The organism is Pseudomonas monsensis (assembly GCF_014268495.2).
Taxonomy (GTDB): domain Bacteria; phylum Pseudomonadota; class Gammaproteobacteria; order Pseudomonadales; family Pseudomonadaceae; genus Aquipseudomonas; species Aquipseudomonas monsensis.
The window spans coordinates 3754786-3773087 of the sequence record NZ_CP077087.1 but is presented as its reverse complement, the minus strand read 5'-3'; the positions used below and the strand labels follow the sequence as shown (position 1 = coordinate 3773087).

9 protein-coding genes are annotated in these 18302 nt (G+C 58.9%); all 9 read right to left on the bottom strand.

Going from position 1 to position 18302, the window contains the following annotated elements:
• Positions 1 to 242: 242 nt before the first annotated feature.
• The 9 genes from HV782_RS16585 to HV782_RS16545 all read right to left on the bottom strand — a co-directional run bounded on the left by HV782_RS16585 (position 243) and on the right by HV782_RS16545 (position 18283).
• Complete coding sequence (locus tag HV782_RS16585) at positions 243 to 2951, bottom strand: immunoglobulin-like domain-containing protein (RefSeq protein ID WP_217890318.1); 2709 nt, start codon at positions 2949 to 2951, stop codon at positions 243 to 245.
• A gap of 276 nt (positions 2952 to 3227) precedes the next feature.
• Positions 3228 to 5975 (bottom strand): immunoglobulin-like domain-containing protein, encoded by a 2748-nt coding sequence (locus HV782_RS16580; protein WP_217890317.1) that lies wholly within the window; start codon positions 5973 to 5975, stop codon positions 3228 to 3230.
• Positions 5976 to 6240: 265 nt separating this feature from the next.
• Positions 6241 to 9996, bottom strand: a complete 3756-nt coding sequence (locus HV782_RS16575; RefSeq protein ID WP_217890316.1) for an immunoglobulin-like domain-containing protein — start codon at positions 9994 to 9996, stop codon at positions 6241 to 6243.
• Between the two features lie 287 nt (positions 9997 to 10283).
• Complete coding sequence (locus HV782_RS16570) at positions 10284 to 13010, bottom strand: YncE family protein (protein ID WP_186747938.1); 2727 nt, start codon at positions 13008 to 13010, stop codon at positions 10284 to 10286.
• A 164-nt stretch (positions 13011 to 13174) separates the two neighbouring features.
• Positions 13175 to 14854: an MFS transporter gene (locus HV782_RS16565; RefSeq protein ID WP_186747940.1), complete on the bottom strand. Its 1680-nt coding sequence runs from the start codon at positions 14852 to 14854 to the stop codon at positions 13175 to 13177.
• Between the two features lie 189 nt (positions 14855 to 15043).
• Positions 15044 to 15811: a phosphonate ABC transporter, permease protein PhnE gene (gene phnE, locus HV782_RS16560; protein WP_123464304.1), complete on the bottom strand. Its 768-nt coding sequence runs from the start codon at positions 15809 to 15811 to the stop codon at positions 15044 to 15046.
• Complete coding sequence (locus tag HV782_RS16555; protein WP_186747942.1) at positions 15808 to 16632, bottom strand: PhnE/PtxC family ABC transporter permease; 825 nt, start codon at positions 16630 to 16632, stop codon at positions 15808 to 15810. The genes phnE and HV782_RS16555 overlap by 4 nt, the downstream gene beginning before the upstream one ends.
• The gene (locus HV782_RS16550; protein ID WP_186747943.1) at positions 16626 to 17423 is read right to left on the bottom strand and encodes a phosphonate ABC transporter ATP-binding protein; all 798 of its coding nucleotides are present in this window, start codon (positions 17421 to 17423) and stop codon (positions 16626 to 16628) included. Before HV782_RS16550 ends, HV782_RS16555 begins: the two co-directional genes overlap by 7 nt.
• Entirely contained in the window at positions 17420 to 18283 is an 864-nt protein-coding gene (locus HV782_RS16545) for a putative selenate ABC transporter substrate-binding protein (RefSeq protein WP_186747944.1), read from the bottom strand. Before HV782_RS16545 ends, HV782_RS16550 begins: the two co-directional genes overlap by 4 nt.
• Positions 18284 to 18302 lie beyond the last annotated feature (19 nt).

The window sequence follows — 18302 nt, the reverse complement described above, 5'->3', positions numbered from 1 at the left end:
TTCTGGCGTAGCTGTAGGCAATGGCGCAAGGATGTGTAGCCTGTAAGACGTGTCTGAAGGTGTTTTTTAAACGCTGTGGTTTAAGTGCAAAAGATCGCCGCCGAAGGCTGCGATCTTTTGATCTGCCTGCCAGCGACAGAATCAATTCCCCTCCACGCCCTTGGCGGGAGGGAGGGGAATTACGTTTCTCCATCATCCGGCTGTGATGTTTGTTTTGGCGATTACGTTGATACGTTATGTGGTCAAACTGAGTATCCCAAAGAATGGAAAAAAGGCCCGTGAGAACCACCGACCATGCTCCATTTGCGGTCACTTCCGACCGTCATGCAGGAATTACTTTGGACCGCCCCTATCGTGGAATTGGGGTGTGGAGCGACGGGGGCGGATGATAGCTGGCAAGGGAAGAACGTTTCCATTTCTTGAAATACGAATACGGGGGCGATTATTCCAAGGTCTTGGGTGTGTCGCCATTCGTCGGACGGTAGGACGCTGTTGAACTGGGTAGGCGACCGATGTATCCGCCTAACCCCACTCACCGTCACCTGAATCTCCACCACATCTCCACTCGCATCCACAACGGTAATGGTCGTCGTGCCATTCCCCGTCCCGGAAATCCGCCCGTTGGTTGGGTTGGCAACGGCAATCGCCTCATTGGCAGACGTGTAGGTATAGGGCGGGGTGCCTTGCTGCGGAAATCGGTCTGCGTAGGTGCCGATCGGCGGGGTCGGGTTGGCGACCAGAATTTTCTGCAATTCTTCCCCGACCGCGATCCAGTTGCGAGCGCTGAGCACCACCGGTGTTTTTTCAATAATCAGCTCGGGCAACGTGGAGACTTTCAGGGTGCGCACGGTCGATGTCTGACCTGAACCGTACAAGGCCTTGGCGGTGAAACGGTGCTCCGTGGCGGTCAGTCCGCCGATCCTGTGGCTCCAGATACCAGTCACCGGATCGGCGCTGGCTTCGCCCTCGTCGGCGGCCCCATCGAAGACTTGCACCTTCTGACCCGGGCTCGCTTTACCGATGAAGATCACGGTGGTGTCACGTGTCGTGCCTCCCTGCGGGATCTCCACGCCTTGGCTGTCTTCGGCCCGGGTGATCACTGGTTGCACGTCGGCGCCTGCCTTGACGGTATAAGAGCGCACCGGAAACCCCACCGCCGTCGCCGCGTTCGCCACCCCGTCAAAATTAACCTTGAGTGTCACCTTCAAGTCACGGCCATCTTTCAAGCCTTTCAGCCAGGCCAGTGGCACCGCCCGGCTCAAGCCTGGCGCACCCACGCCCACTTCACCGCGAAGGTCGTCGAACGTCACGGTCTGGTCCTGATTGTCCTTGCCCTCGTATTGCAACCACAGCCGCTCACCCTGGACGTGCGGCCATGCCGCAACGGTGAGCAGGGCGGTGGGCTGTAACAACGCCACGTCGAGTTCATTGCCGGTCTTGCCATCCACCACCGGCGTCGGCAAACGTGCATCGCCCTCGGTAATCTTCGACACGCTCAGGTTCAGCTCATGCGATTGGGCAACCTCTGCGTTATTGCGATTCAGGTGCCAGCGAAACACCAGGGGCTTGCCTTGTCGTGCGGTCAGAAAAGCCTGACTCAACAAGGTGTTGGTGCGTTTATTGGCGTTGAATTCCACCAATGGAAACCCTGGTGCACCTGCGGGTGGGTTAACTTCCACCAGCCGCGCTTTGTCGCCTGGCAGGTGTTCTAAATACTCGACCTGAATGGTCACGCCCTGCGGATACGCCAGAACGTCGATCGGATTCACCGCCTTCAGCAGCACCGGCGGCAACAACTCGATAACCTCTGAGCCGGTAACTTCGGCCACGGCATTTTTCGAAGTGGCGAAGACGTTGCCATTTCTCAGCAATTCGTATTTCGCCCGCACTACACTGCCGGCGATTACTTTGGCGTTGGGCACCATCAGTTTGTAGGTGAACGGGATCCGCACGACGTCCTGTTCCACGCTGTGCAGGGTAACGGTGCCGTTCGACGAGGTGGCGCTGTAGCTCACGCGGATTTTATCGTTGGGTTGCCACAACGGAGCAAAGGTCTGGACCAATACGGTCAGGTCCTTGCCGGCGAGTTTGTCCAGATCGATGGTGCTCGGATCGTCGGTCGGGTCATCCGGATCCTCGGCCAGATCGGGGGCGGCCAGGCGGGTTTCCCTAAGATGCACATCGACCTCCACCGTGCCGGAGTAGGGCGAATCGGTGTCCGGCCCGTTGCCGAGCTGGTCGGTGACGGTGTAGGAAAAGATGAACTTCGGGTTGTCCCCGGCGCTCAGGAACACCGCTTCCTCGACCATGACGCAGATCGTTGTCGGCTCGGCCGAGGGAATGGGCGGGGCCTCGGCGGCGGTCACGGTGTGCGTGACATCCTGGCCGTTGCAGTTCAATCGGATCTGGTCGTAGGCGCGGCAGTAAGGGTAGGTGAAACACACTTGCACGCCCTGTTTGGCGCGGTCGGCGTCGATGCCGTCGTCGAGCACGTCCTGGGGCAGGATCAGTTGCAGTTCCGAATGGGCGCTATCGCCGGGCGAGCGGTCCTCGATGCCGGGGCGGATGGTGTTGTACAGCAGAGTCAGCTCCGGCGTGGAGGTGCCTTTGTTCTCGCTGATGCGGGTGATGGTGTAAACGAGGGTATTGACGCGATCGGTCAGCAGCAGGCCCTTGGGCAGGTACAGGGTGTGACGGGAATTTCCTTCGCCAGCCAGGACGGTTTTTGTGGCTTCGGTATCGGCGCCGTTGAGCCGCAGCCGAATGACATCGCCTTCTTCCAGCAAGTCGTCTGGCGGCGGATCGACGACGATGGTCAGGCCCATGGGCTTGAGGTCGTAGACATGCTTGGGCACACCATAGACAGCACCGACCACCGGGGAGGTGGCGTCTGGAGCGTGGGGAGGGAATAGCGCCAATATGGTGTTGTCGCTGGATTTGGCTGTGGCCATGTTTACGGCTCCTGGACGGTGGGCGGGCAGGAGTTATCAGAGCGCGTTGTGGGGTAAAGCGCACCTGTCAGATCTGACAGGTGCGTTGGGGTTTGCGACGAGTGGTCGGGGTGCAGCTAACTGTTAGCGGACCGGTGCGAATCGGGTAAGCCCTCAACAGCAAAAGATCGCAGCTTTCGGCAGTTCCTGATTGTTGCAGGAGTCGCCGAAGGCTGCGATCTTTTGTACTAAAAAACGGGAAAATGTGGTTTGGCCCCGTTTAGTTGTTAGGTTTAATCAGCCATACAAACATAACGCTGGTCGCCCATATCCATCCGTATTGGTACCCCATGGGACGCTACCCGAATTTCCGAAGGTTCCCGTAAGATTGAAATAGTAATGTGAGCCGCCGCCGCCATCTGCAAGCCACGCACCGAAAAGTGCGCTGGGATGATTGTGAATCAAGGGCCATCCCAGCAGGGCCGCCACGTCAGCTCGTTCTTTGGCGTAGAGATCATAAAACGCTCTCATTTCAGCGAGAGTGGCAAGGCGCCCACCTCTTGAAATGCAGTAACTGTGGGCGTTCGGCCATGACCGCCAAGTCGAGTCGTTTCTCAATATGGTTCTGATCCCCCCAACCGTCACCAGGTAAGAAGCTTGTGTACCGTTGGCGTCAGTGATGTTGATTCTTGTGGTGCCATTGGTTCTGCAAGTTACCGTTCCTGTTAGCTCGGTCACACTGGCTACAACAGGGTTTGACGAGATGTATTTGTAGGGACCTATACCGCCTGATGCCGCTTGCGTGAAGATCGCCTCTGTCGGCGCGTACACCGGTGGCCGTCCCTCGGCTACGATGAAGGTCGTCAGGTTCAGCGTTTTGTCAGCACCGGGATCAAGGACGGGGAATGCCGGTTCTACTGTCAGTGTTCTGGCCGGCGACGATGCGCCAGAGCCGTACAGCGCTTTGGCAGTAAAACTGTGACTGCCCAAGTCCAGATCTGTAACAGTCAGCCTCCATTCTCCATCTGTCGGACTTGCGAAGGGTTCACCTTTAGATTCGTCACCATCCACTACATCAACTTGTTGGCCCCTTGCGGCTATACCGATGAGAATCACTGAAGTTTCTACTGTGTAGCCGTTGTCCGGGATTTCGATGTTGCTCGGTGGTAAGCCTTTGATTGAGTCGATTGTCGGTTTCACATCCTCCACGGTGCTGACGGTGTAAATGCGCCGAGGAAACCCAACCGCCGTTGCCGTATTCGCCACCCCATCAAAATTAACCTTGAGCGTCACCTTCAACTCACTGCCATCTTTCAAGTCTTTCAACCAGTCCAGCGGCACCGTCCGGCTCAAGCCTGATACACCCACGCCCACTTCACCGCGAAGGTCGTCGAAGGTCACGGTCTGGTCCTGATTGTCCTTGCCTTCGTACTGCAACCACAGCCGCTCACCCTCGACGTGCGGCCAGGTCGTAACGGTGAGCTGGGCGGTGGGCAGCAACAGCAGGATGTCGAGTTCATTGCCGGTCTTGCCATCAATGAGCGGCGTCGGCAAACGCGTATCGCCCTCGTTAATCTTCGACACGCTCAGGTTCAGTTCAAGCGATCGGGCAACCTCTGCGTTATTGCGATTCAGGTGCCAGCGAAACACCAGGGGCTTGCCTTGTCGTGCGGTCAGAAAAGCCTGGCTCAACAAGGTGTTGGTGCGTTTATTGGCGTTGAATTCCACCAATGAAAACCCTGGTGCACCTGCGGGGGGGTTAACTTCCACCAGTTGCGCTTTGTCGCCTGGCAGAGCGCCCAGATATTCGACCCGGATGGTCACGCCTTGCGGATAGGCCAGCGCGTCGATCGGGCTCACCGCTGGTTTCAGCAGCGCCGGCGGCAACAACTCGATAACCTCTGAGCCGATGACTTCGGCCACGGCATTTTTCGAAGTGGCGAAGACGTTGCCATTTCTCAGCAATTCGTATTTCGCCCGCACTACACTGCCGGCGATTACTTTGGCGTTGGGCACCATCAGTTTGTAGGTGAACGGGACCCGCACGACGTCCTGTTCCACACTGTGCAGGGTAACGGTGCCGTTCGACGCGGTGGCGCTGTAGTTCACGCGGATTTTATCGTTGGGTTGCCACAACGGAGCAAAGGTCTGGACCAATACGGTCAGATCCTTGCCGGCGAGTTTGTCCAGATCAATAGTGCTCGGATCGTCGGTCGGATCGTCCGGATCCTCGGCCAGATCGGGGGCGGCCAGGCGGGTTTCCCGAAGATGCACATCGACCTCCACCGTGCCGGAGTAGGGCGAATCGGTGTCCGGCCCGTTGCCGAGCTGGTCGGTGACGGTGTAGGAAAAGATGAACTTCGGGTTGTCCCCGGCGCTCAGGAACACTGCTTCGTCGACCATGACGCAGATCGTTGTCGGCTCGGCCGAGGGAATGGGCGGGGCCTCGGCGGCGGTCACGGTGTGCGTGACATCCTGGCCGTTGCAGTTCAATCGGATCTGGTCGTAGGCGCGGCAGTAAGGGTAGGTGAAACACACTTGCACGCCCTGTTTGGCGCGGTCGGCGTCGATGCCGTCGTCGAGCACGTCCTGGGGCAGGATCAGTTGCAGTTCGGAATGGGCGCTATCGCCGGGCGAGCGGTCCTCGATGCCGGGGCGGATGGTGTTGTACAGCAGGGTCAGCTCCGGCGTGGAGGTGCCTTTGTTCTCGCTGATGCGGGTGATGGTGTAAACGAGGGTATTGACGCGATCGGTCAGCAGCAGGCCCTTGGGCAGGTACAGGGTGTGACGGGAATTTTCTTCGCCAGCCAGGACGGTCTTTGTGGCTTCGGTATCGGCGCCGTTGAGCCGTAGCCGAATGACATCGCCTTCTTCCAGCATGCCGTCTGGCGGCGGATCGACGACGATGGTCAGGCCCATGGGCTTGAGGTCGTAGACATGCTTGGGCACACCATAGACAGCACCGACCACCGGGGTGGTGGCTTCTGGAGCGTGGGGAGGGTATAGCGCCAATATGGTGTTGTCGCTGGATTTGGCTGTGGCCATGTTTACGGCTCCTGGACGGTGGGCGGGCAGGAGTTATCAGAGCGCTTTGCGGGGTAAAGCGCACCTGTCAGATCTGACAGGTGCGTTGGGGTTTGCGACGAGTGGTCGGGGTGCGGCTAACTGTTAGCGGACCGGTTCGAATCGGGTAAGTCCTCAAGAGCAAAAGATGCAGCTTTCGGCAGTTCCTGATTTTTGCAGGAGTCGCCGAAGGCTGCGATCTTTTGTACTAAAAACGGGGAAATGTGGTTTGGCTCCGTTCAGCTCCCTAGTTGAATGGCTTCAATGCCCAAGCCCCGTTTGGACCTCCTTTATTTTCACATCGAGAAATGCGGGGGGATGGATCAAAAAGAAGTGCAGCGTTTCCGGAACATCCAGCGGTTGTGCACCACCAGGCGTTCTGCCCAAAGAAGGTATAGGGAGTCTGGTAGACGCGTAAGAAATCATTGACTGCTTCTTGCGTCATTGGCGAGGCGCCGAGGCTGTTCATCCACGCCACTGCCCCATCAAAATTTACTGCACCCACATTTTTTACGTGCATTTGCCACACATTTTCCAGCCTGACCGGATAGCTCACAGAATTTCTAACGGCGTCGTACACCGTAATGGTGACGTTGCCGTTTTTCAGGCGTTTAACTTCGCCCTGATTCGAAACAGTGGCTACAGCTGTATTGCTAGACTCGTAGCTGTACGGTTCAAGTCCGCCGGTGGGGGTTCTTGTTTTTGAGTTACCTATTGATTCAAGCCCGGTGGTTGGCCAGTTGTATTTTACGGAAACGCTGTTGATGAGCATTGTCGATGTATCTATAACGAATGGTGGCGCTACTGTCAGTGTTCTGGCCGGCGACGATGCGCCAGAGCCGTACAGTGCTTTGGCAGTAAAACTGTGACTGCCCAGGTCCAGATCTGTAACAGTCAGCCTCCATTCTCCATCTGTCGGACTTGCGAAGGGTTCACCCTTAGATTCGTCACCATCCACTACATCAACTTGTTGGCCCCTTGCGGCTATACCGATGAGGATCACTGAAGTTTCTACTGTGTAGCCGTTGTCCGGGATTTCGATGTTGCTCGGTGGTAAGCCTTTGATTGAGTCGATTGTCGGTTTCACATCCTCCACGGTGCTGACGGTGTAAATGCGCCGAGGAAACCCAACCGCCGTTGCCGTATTCGCCACCCCATCAAAATTAACCTTGAACGTCACCTTCAACTCACTGCCATCTTTCAAGTCTTTCAACCAGTCCAGCGGCACCGTCCGGCTCAAGCCTGATGCACCCACGCCCACTTCACCGCGAAGGTCGTCGAAGGTCACGGTCTGGTCCTGATTGTCCTTGCCTTCGTACTGCAACCACAGTCGCTCACCCTCGACGTGCGGCCAGGTCGCAACGGTGAGCTGGGCGGTGGGCAGCAACAGCAGGATGTCGAGTTCATTGCCGGTCTTGCCATCAATGAGCGGCGTCGGCAAACGCGTATCGCCCTCGTTAATCTTCGACACGCTCAGGTTCAGCTCAAGCGATCGGGCAACCTCTGCATTATTGCGATTCAGGTGCCAGCGAAACACCATGGGCTTGCCTTGTCGTGCGATCAGAAAAGCCTGTGTCAGCAGGGTGTTGGTGCGTTTGTTGGCGTTGAACGGCACCAGTGGAAACTCCGGCGCACCTGCGGGTGGATTGACCTCGATCAGCTGTGCCCGATCATCGTCCAGTGCCTGGAGGTACTCGATGCGTATCGTCACGCCCTGCGGATACTCCAGTACATCGATAGGGTCGACCGCCGGCGCCACCAGAAATGGCAGTTGCAATTCGATGGGTACGAACACTTCGGTGACGTCGTATATCGTCGGATCTGAGGGGCCGTCCACTCCTCCTGCCAGGCGCTTGACGGTGTAACTTAACGCGATGGGATTGCCTTGTTCGGCGTTGATTACACTGTGCGGGATTTTGATCGACGACAGCTCTTTATCGGCTTCGTCAGGCTTTACGGTGTACGCAGGAAGAGGGACGGTATTTTGCCCCTCTACGGTGACGCTGACTTCATCGGCGGACTTCAACTGAGCTTCGGCCGCGATCACGACGGTGGCGCCATCGGTTACATCGTCCGGGTTCAATTGGTCGCCCTTGGCTTCCTTGATGACGGCAGCGGGCAATTTCGCTGATTCAGCTTGCCCCACCACAAACTCCAGCACATTGGAATAACTTGTGTCCTTGCTCGCATCCCGAAAAATCCGATACCGCACCGTCACCTTCTTCCCGCGGTTGGGTTCGATGTGTTGCGCCACAAACGCCGCATCCAGCGTGAAGTCGACGTCCTTGTCCTTGGACAGTGCATTGAGCTTTTTGAAATCTACCTTCTCGCCGCTGACTTCGCCGAACCAGGTGTAGGTGACGATATCGTTTGCTTCGGTCGGCCTGGCCACCGGGCGCGGAGCGGTGAGTTTGCCGACGCCGCCGGGCAGATCAGCCGGTTCCAGCGCGCCGTCCTTTTCGCCGAGGACGATCGGTGGCACCAGTTCGAATTTCGGTTCGCCGACGATCAAGCGCGCGGCGTGTTGTGAGGCGCGGCTGATGATCTCGTCGTTTTCCCCTGCGCTGAGCAGGTTGTACGACAGATCCAGCGAGCCGCCTTCCAGGGTTTTGCCGTGCCGGCCTTCGACGGTGATGATGAAACCGGCCGGGGCGCTGGCTTCTTCCTCCGTGGGAAAATACCAGTCCAGTGCCGGGTCGTAGCTGGTGTTGTCGGGGCGGGTGCCGAACCATTTCAGTTCGATGGCATTATCTGCGGTGATCGACAGATCGTAGGGAATGCGGATGCGGTAGTTGGCTGCGTCCGGGTCGAGTGCCCCCTGCGGCGCATCCAGCGCAATCGGTGCCGCCAGACGTGTCGGTTCGCCGACGACAGTGATGGTGCGTGACTTGGAGCGCTGGATGATCTTGCCGTTGCGCTCCAGTCCGTAGGAATAAATGGCTGAGCGTGTCCCCAGCGAACGCAGGCCAGGGTTGCTGTGCAGGATATCGACCTCCACCGGCGGGTTTTTATCAATGCTCTGGCGCACGACGATGTCGACGGATTTGTCTTCGGCCGTGGTGCCGGTGAGGCGCATGACGATGACATCGCCCCGACTGAACTCATTTGAATCCTCAGCCCAGACCTTCAGCAGCGGGAGGTCATCACCGAGTTTTTCCAGATCCAGAATAAGCCCGTCAGCCTGTTTAAGGATCGGCGCTAGCAGCCGCGAATTACCGGTGTCGACGACGATGCGCGCCTCCTTGCACCAGTCTTCGGACTGGTTGAGCACACGGTCGCGGATCATGTAGCTGACGGACAGGCCGGCGAGGTCCGAATCCCCGGCCGCCAGCAGGGTGGCTTCGTCGATGAGGATCCTGACCGGGTTGGCATCAGGGGCGTCGACCTGGGCCTGGGTGAGGGGGGCGGACAGTACGGTTTGACCGGCCCACCCGACATGGATCACATCCCCCACGGCGGCATTGGGGTAGGGCAGGCCGGAGCCGGATTTGGGAGCGACAATCACCACCACGCCGTCCTTGACGTTGTCCTTGTCGACCCCGTCGCGCACGACACTCTCTGGCAGGAAGGCAATGGCCAGTTCGGAGTGACCATAGTCAGGGTCGGTGTCCTGGCCGCCGGGCAGTTCGAGTTTGACGAAGAGGGTGAGTGTCGGGCCTTCCTCGGGTCGCTGGGAAAAGCGGGTCACTTTGTAGGACAGTGTCGAGGCCCCGGTCAGCAACCGATTCGGCGGTACGAACAGGGTGACACGCTCGCCGATTTCGCTGGTGTCGTAGATGGTTTTTTGATCCATCACCGCGCCATGGAGCAGCAGTTCGACCTTGTCGCCCTCGTCCATGTTGTTCCAGGGCGGGATCTGGCACTTCAATCCCTTGTCGGGAAAGTTGAGTCGCGCGGCCGCGAGGTTGACCCCCCAGATGCCGTCGGGCAACAGCACGCCGCCCGTGATTTCCGGATCGTTCAAGGCGAGTGTGTTGATGTCTTTGCGGGGTTGGACGAGCATTGAAGGCACTCCTGCCGAGTGGGGGGGCGATGGAGTGATTAGGCGCCGGGAAGGCGAAGTTGGCACCTGTCAGATCTGACAGGTGCGTTGGGGTTTGCGACGAGTGGTCAGGGTGCGGCTAACTGTTAGCGGACCGGTTCGAATCGGGTAAGCCCTCAAAAGCAAAAGATCGCAGCTTTCGGCAGTTCCTGATTTTTGCAGGAGTCGCCGAAGGCTGCGATCTTTTGCACTAACTACCGAGCGATGATTGTTCCAGTGAAAAGTTTTTTCTGTTCCCTGATTGCCTGTTATGGCTGTAAACCGGGTTCGCTCCATCCTAAATTATCTGCTGTATTGTCAATCTGAAAGACATCTATCGCACGGCTATCAGCGAGACACACAAAAAGGCGCGAGTCATCTGGGGTGAGGGCAAGTCCATGATAACTACCGGGTGCCGGGATGTTGCGAGTGCTGAAGTTTTTTGTGTCAATCACCAGTACCGATTGGCTTGCTCGGGATGGGACATATAGAAAGTCTCCACCTGAACTTAATACGAGGTGCATGGATTGAGCTGTCGGTATGTTCGTGATGGGCTTGTCGTTGCTGGTGTCGATTACCGTCACCCCTGGATACGGGGTATCGCTGTAATGGACGACATATAGGCGGCTGTTATCAGGGCTGAGCGCGCAGTAACTTGCTTTTGGGGTTATGGTGATATTACGCAGCACCTTGAGGGTGGCGGTTTCGATCACCGCGACAGAAGATCCCGGGGTAGTGATACACACGTAAAGAAGTTTCCCGTCATTAGTAAATGTACCTGATGCTGGGTTTTTTAGAGTAGCCAGGCTGCGCGGAAGCTCTGTTGCTGTATTAGTGAGAGAGATTCCATATCCATGAAGGCACCTAAAAAACTCTGTTCCATCTGGCTTGAAAAATATATGTGTCTGGTCCTGCGTGCTTTCTATTGTTTTGACTGTTTTCCCTGTGGCCGCTTCAAGGATGTAGAGCGTGTTTTTTGCATTAAGCACAGCGGTGACATACAGGAATTTGTCGTCTGGGCTTAAAGCAAAATCATACTGGACGGTCCCGACCAAGTATCTGTCTATTACGGTGTTCGAGGCGGTATCAATGACAGCGATGGATTCTGGGGAATCACAACCGACATAGGCCCTCTTGCCATCTCGACTGAAGATGATCGTGTGAGGCTGGGCTACCATCTCAATCCTGCCAACCGGCCCATGAGCCTGAACAACGACCGTAGCGCTTTCTGTTCGACCTGCATGGGTCGCAATCAGGGCGACTTCGCCCGGACGGCTCGAACCTTTAATGTCATTAACGGTGATCAAACCCAAAGCATCGCTAATGAACTCGCGATCACCCGAGCCGCCATCGGCGTATCTGAAGCCATCAGGAAGGGTCAGCGTCACTTTCGCATCCGCAATCGGTTGAGCCTCGGAGCCAACGCGAATAACGACTTCTTTCAATCGACCCGCAGGGGCGATGAGGTAAGGGGCGTTGATAAAAAACAGGACCGCAGGAAGTTTCAATATCGTTAAGTTCAGCTCTGTTGAGCGACCAGCCTGTTGATTGTTGCGATTCAGGTTCCAATGCAGTTCGATCACCTGGCCTTGCCGAGCCTCTAGAAACGCCGGACTCAGCACCGTGTTCACCCGCTTATTGGCATTGAATGGCACCAATGGAAACTTCGGCGCACCCGCCGGCGGATTGACCTCCACCAGCCGAGCTTTGTCCCCGTCAAGGGCCTGGAGGTATTCGATCCGCACCGTCACGCCGTTCGGATAGGCCAGCACATCAATCGGGTCGACCGCCGGTGCCACCAGAAATGGCGGCAGCAGTTCTATCGGGTTGGTCCCTGTCACCGTTGCTTTAGCCGTGTTGGAGTTGGCCACCAGATCACCGTTGGACCTGCGCAACTCGTAGGTGACCGTCACGCTACTGCCAGGGAAAATCTTGTCGTTGGCGATTTCAAGGAACAAGGTTTTCTTCGCGCCGAAAGGATCCGCTTCCACTTTGCCGGAAACGGGTATTACTACATCGGCGGGTTGGCCTGTGTTTGTTGCGGTATAGGTCGCGATGACGTCATCGCCCACGACAAAACGGTTGTCCGCCGTCATCACAACGATCAGCAACGGATTGCCGGCGAGTTTCTCAAGGTCAATGATGCTCGCGTCATCCCCCGGAAAGTCTTCTTTGCGTTCCAGCAGAATCGGCATCGGCAGGCGCGTACCATCCAGATCCTCATCCACGGTCTGCACCGGCGACCACGGCGCGTCAGTGTCCGGGCCGTTGCCAATCTGGTCGGTGACGGTGTAGGAAAAATGCAGTTTCTGGTCCAGCCGTTTGGCCTTGTCGAGAAATGCGCGATCCACAGTGAAGTGAATGGTGATCGGGACTTCCGAGCCTGGGTTAGGGGGTGGTGGAGCCTCGGTCGGCTTCACCTTGACGGTCATCTGCTCGCCGTTGCATTTGAGGGTAATGCTGTCGTAGGCCCTGCAGTACGGGTATGAAACGCTGACCTGCGCGTCGACGAAATCGGGATCGACGCCATTTCTGATGACCTCCGGCAGCAGCAACTCGAGTTCGGAATGGCCGCCGGGGGCGTCGTACCGATCCTTCAGGCCCGGACGGATGCGGTTATAGAGTATTTCCAGCGGCGTGGATTCGCCTCGATTGTTACTGCCACGCCTGATGGTGTAGTACAGCACGTTGACCTTGTCCGGGTGCAGTCGGTCCTTGGGAATGCGCAACGTGGTGCGCACATCCGGATCCTCAATGGTTTTGCTGTCCAGTGCAGCCGACTCGCCTTCAAGCCAAAGCTCCATGACATCGTTGGGGTCCATGGTGTCGTCCAGCGGAGGGTCGACGAGGACAACCGCGCCTTTACCGTCGGTGACCAGGTCGTAGGCCACCAGGGGCAGACCGATGTGTGCACCTACCACGGGCCTGGTTTGGCCGTTGACGATTGGCGGCCTCAGGACGGGGACGTTGTTGTCCGGTGGGGTTGAGGTGATCATGAATGAGGCTCCTGCGTGGTGGACCGGCAGGAGTTATCAGAGCGCGTTGTGGGGTAAAGCGCACCTGTCAGATCTTACAGGTGGCGACGAGCGGTCATTTATGCGCTTGCGCCAATCGCTGTAGGCGCTACCGCAGCCTGCGGCAGCGCCTACAGGGATTCGGTTCAATCCTTGAGAATGTCGCGATCCTTGGTTTCCGGCAGGAAGAATATGCCGAGTACCGCGGTCATCACGGCAATCACGATCGGGTACCACAAGCCGTAATAGATATCGCCGGTGGCGGCGACCATGGCGAACGCCACCGTCGGGAGGAAGCCGCCAAACCAGCCGTTACCAATGTGATAGGGCAGCGACATCGAGGTGTAGCGGATGCGCGTCGGGAACAGTTCCACCAGCCACGCGGCGATCGGGCCATAGACCATGGTCACGTAGATCACCAGCACGGTCAGCAAGAGCAGCACCATTGGCTCGTTGGTTTTTGCCGGGTCGGCTTTCTCCGGGTAACCGGCGTCCTTGAGTGCGGTGCCGAGGGTCGCGGTAAAGGCATCGTTGCGCGTCTTGAAGTCGGCAGCGGGCAGCGCACTGCCTTCGAAACTCTCGACCACTTTGTCGCCAATGCGCACTTGCGCGATGGTGCCGGGTTCGGCAATCACGTTCTCATACGGGATCGCCCGTTTCGCCAGCAGGGTCTTGGCCAGGTCACAGGAACTGGTGAATCGGGCCTTGCCCACCGGGTCGAACTGGAACGAACACTGATCGGGATTGGCGATCACTTTGACCGGGTTCTTCTCCTGGGCGATGAACACGTCGGGATTTCCGTACTGGGTCAGCGCATGGAAGATCGGGAAGTAGGTCAGCGCCGCCAGAATGCACCCGGCCATGATGATCGGCTTGCGCCCGATGCGGTCGGAGAGGCTACCGAAAATCACGAAAAACGGTGTGCCGATCAGCAGTGAACCGGCGATCAGCAGGTTAGCGGTCTGTGGGTCGATCTTCAGGGTCTGCAACAGGAAGAACAGCGCATAGAACTGCCCGGTGTACCAGACCACGGCCTGGCCAGCCGTGCCGCCGAGCAGCGACATGATCACCACTTTCAGGTTGTTCCAACGGGCGAAGGATTCGGTCAGCGGCGCTTTCGATGCCTTGCCTTCGGCCTTCATTTTCTGGAACACCGGCGACTCGCTCAGTTGCAGGCGGATGTACACCGAGATGATCAGCAGCAGAATCGACAGCAGGAACGGAATGCGCCAGCCCCAGGCTTCGAACGCTTCGGTGCCCAGCGCGGTGCGGCAGGCGAGAATCACCAGCAACGACAAAAACAGGCCCAGCGTTGCGGTTGTTTGAATCCACGAGGTGAAGAAGCCGCGCTTGTTGCGTGGCGCGTGTTCGGCCACGTAAGTCGCGGCGCCGCCATACTCGCCGCCCAGCGCCAGGCCTTGCAGCAAGCGCAGGGTGATCAGGATGATCGGCGCGGCGACGCCAATGGTCGCGTAACCGGGCAGCAAGCCGACGATAGCGGTCGAGATCCCCATGATCACGATGGTGATCAGGAACGTGTGTTTGCGCCCGATCATGTCGCCGAGCCGGCCGAATACAATTGCACCGAACGGCCGCACGGCAAACCCTGCCGCAAAGGCGAGCAGGGCAAAGATGAACGCAGTGGTTTCGTTGACGCCGGCAAAGAAGTGTTTGGCGATGATCGCCGCCAGCGAGCCGTAGAGGTAAAAGTCGTACCACTCGAAAACCGTACCGAGGGACGAGGCGAAGATGACCTTGCGCTCCTCCTTGGTGATGCCGCCGCTGCGCGGTGGACTGCCGGTGGACGTTGTGTAGGTTGTGGCCATGGGTGTTCTCCGTTGTGCTTATTGTTGTAGGCCGGAGTCCCCCGTTACTGCTTATCGCACTCTGGCCTTGTGGCAAATGCCGCCCTTGCGGTCGCATGAAACCTGCACAGTCTGACCGCCTCGCGGGTGTGCAAGGTTTCCTTGAGCATAATCAGCTTCTGGCAGATATCCACTCACCAGCATCTGCGTCTACGCCTTGACCCAGCGTTGCCGGCTCCACGCACTTAACCAGTCCACCACAAACACCAGCACCAGCATCGCCAGAATCACCGTGCTGGCCTGCGCTTCCTGGAACAGACTGAGGCTGACGTACAACATCTGCCCCAGCCCGCCGGCACCGACAAAACCCAGCACGCTGGCCATGCGAATGTTGTTTTCCCAGCGGTAGAGGATGTACGCCAACAGTTGCGGCGCAAGGTTGGGCAGGGTGCCGTAACAGAACGCGAGGATCGGGTTGCCGCCCTGCAGGCGAATGGCTTCGGCCGGTTGTGGCGGGGTGTTTTCCAGCGCTTCGGCGAACAACCGGCCGAGCACGCCGGTGGTGTGCAAGGCGAGGGCGAGGGTGCCGGCGTTCGGGCCGAGTCCGGCGGCGAGCACCATCAGCGCGGCCCAGACCAGTTCCGGAATTGCTCGCAGACCGTTAAGCAGCAACCGTGAAGCACTTTGCAGCGGCCAGCCAAAACGCCCGGCGGCGGGCAGCGCGAGGACGATGCCGAACACCGCCGCGAGCAGGGTGCCGAGGGCTGACATGGCCAGGGTTTCCAGCGAACCATGGAAGATCGCTTTCAGGTACTCCGCGCTCAGGTCCGGGCTGAGGAAGCGCTGCACATAGGCGCCCATCTGCTTGAGGCTGGTGGCACTGCCCAGTTCACCAAGGTCCAGGCCGAGGTAGGCGAACGAAGCGATAACGGCCACGCCGATGCCCGCGATCAGCAACAGGTTGATCAGGCGATTCATGTCAGCCTCCAGCGCAGCAAGCGACTGAGCTGATCGGCGCCCAGCACCAATAGCAGGAAGGTCAGCAGAATGCTGGCGACTTCACCGCCGGCGAACATGCGGATCGACAAGTCGATTTGCTGGCCCAGCCCGCCGGCGCCGACAAACCCCATCACCACCGAAGCGCGGATCGCGCATTCCCAGCGATAGACCGTGTACGAAAGCAGTTCCGCTGCGACATTCGGCAGCGTGCCGTAGGCAAACGCTGCCAGCCGACCGCTGCCGGCCTGCAACAAGGCATGCGCCGGGCGCTGGTCGGTGGACTCGAAAATCTCCGCATACACCTTGCCGAGCATGCCGCTGTAGGTGATCGCGATGGCCAGCACGCCCGCCGCCGGACCGAGGCCAACAGCGCGCACGAACAGCAGCGCCCAGACGATCTCCGGCACGCTGCGCAAAAAGATCAGCAGGCCGCGCACCGGCCAGCGCAGCAATCGTCCCAGGCGACTCGGCACGCCACCCTGCGAAGCCGCCGACAGCGACAGGGCGCGACTGGCCAGCAGGCCGGCAGGGATCGCCAGCAATAGCGCCAGGGCCATGCCGGCGGTGGCGATGGCCAGGGTTTGCAGGGTGGCTTTGAGCAGCAGCTGGAGAAACCCTTCGTCATGCGCCGGTGGCCAGAACTGCGCGACAAACCGGCCCATTTCATTCTGGCTGTCGGGCAGCAGCACGCCCAGGTTCAATTCGCTGAGCTGGATGCCCGGCCACAGCAAGACAATCGCCAGCACCGTCAGCAACACACGTGGCCACGCGGCCGGGTCCCGTGAATCGGCCTTCAGCATCGTGGAATCTGCACAGTCAAAGGCATCGCTGCAACGGTCGGTGATTGCAGTTGTTCGTTGGCGTACAGCGCGTCGAGCATTGGCGGGGTGACACGATCGGAAGGGCTGTCGAACAGAATCTGCCCGTCGCGCAAACCGATGATTCGCGGGAAGTGCGACAACGCCAGATCCACCGCATGCAGGCTCGCCACCAGCGTGACGTTGTGCTCACGGGCGTGGCGCGACAGGATCGACAACGTGTGCCCGGCCATCACCGGGTCCATCGCCGACACCGGTTCGTCGGCCAACAGGATTTCCGGTGCCTGATACAGCACTCGCGCAATTCCGACACGTTGCAACTGGCCGCCGGAGAGTTGCTGGCAATGGGCGAACAATTTGTCGCCCAGATCCAGCCGCGCCAACGCCGCGCGGGCGCCGGGTACGTCCAGTGGATGCAACAGATTCAGCAGACTTTTACCCAGGCTCCACTGGCCGAGCTTGCCGGCCAGGACCGCCGTGACCACGCGCTGACGCGGCGGCAGCGGCGGTGCCTGATGCACCAGGCCGATGCGCGCGCGCAGGCGTTGGCGTTGGCGGGCAGACAAGTGCCAGGCGCGCTCGCCCAGCACTTCGACGTCGCCGCTACTGGGGCGCAGGGCGGTGGCCAGCAGGTTGAGCAAACTCGATTTACCGGCCCCGGACGGGCCGATGATAGCGACCTGTTCGCCCGCGCCAATCTGCAAGTCGATGCCGCGCAGGGCATCGACTCCGTTGGCGTGGCGCAGGCTGCCGTGGTTGAGGCGTAGTGTCATTTCAGCAGTTCGGCAGCGCGGGCGGCTTCCTCGATACCCTTGTAGTTCTCCGGCCTGGTTTCAATGAAGCGGCTGGCGGCTTGCAGATCGAGGATCTTCTTCTGCTCCGGGTTGGCCGGGTCGAGGTCAAGGAAGGCTTTCTTGATCTTCGCCGCCAGGGCCGGATCGAGGGTGCCGCGCACGGTCCAGTTGTAATCGAAGTAGGTCGGGGTGGTGGCGAAGACTTTTACCTTGCTGGTGTCGACCTTGCCGGCATCGACCAGTTTCTGCCAGACACTGGCGTTGAGCACGCCGGCATCGACTTTGCCCGCCTGCACCCAGGCGACGGTGGCGTCGTGAGCGCCGGAGTAGGCAACGCGGCTGAAATACGCTTCCGGCTTGATGCCATCGTTTTTCAGCATGAAATAACGCGGCATCAGGCTGCCGGAGGTGGACGACACCGAACCGAACGCGAAGGTCTTGCCCTTGAGGTCGGCCAGGCTTTTCACGTTCGGGTCGGCGGTGATGAATTTACTGGTGAACTGCGCATCCTGCTCGCGCTGGACCAACGGGATCACTGGCGTTGTTGCGTCGGTCTTCAAACGCGCCTGCACGAAGGTGAAGCCGCCAAGCCAGGCCAAGTCGAGGCGATCGGTCGCCAGCGCTTCAACCACCGCCGGGTAATCGGCCACCGGCACGAACTGCACCTTCATGCCCAATTGCTGTTCCAGATAGGCGCCCAGCGGCTCGAATTTGCGCAGCAATTCGGTCGGGGCTTCATCGGGAATCGCGCTGACCTTCAGCACATCAGCGGCTTGCGCCACCAGCGCGAATAAGGACAGGGCCAGGCCGGCGGTCAGTGCCAGGGTTCGCTTGAGCATAGAATTCTCCGTTTCATGA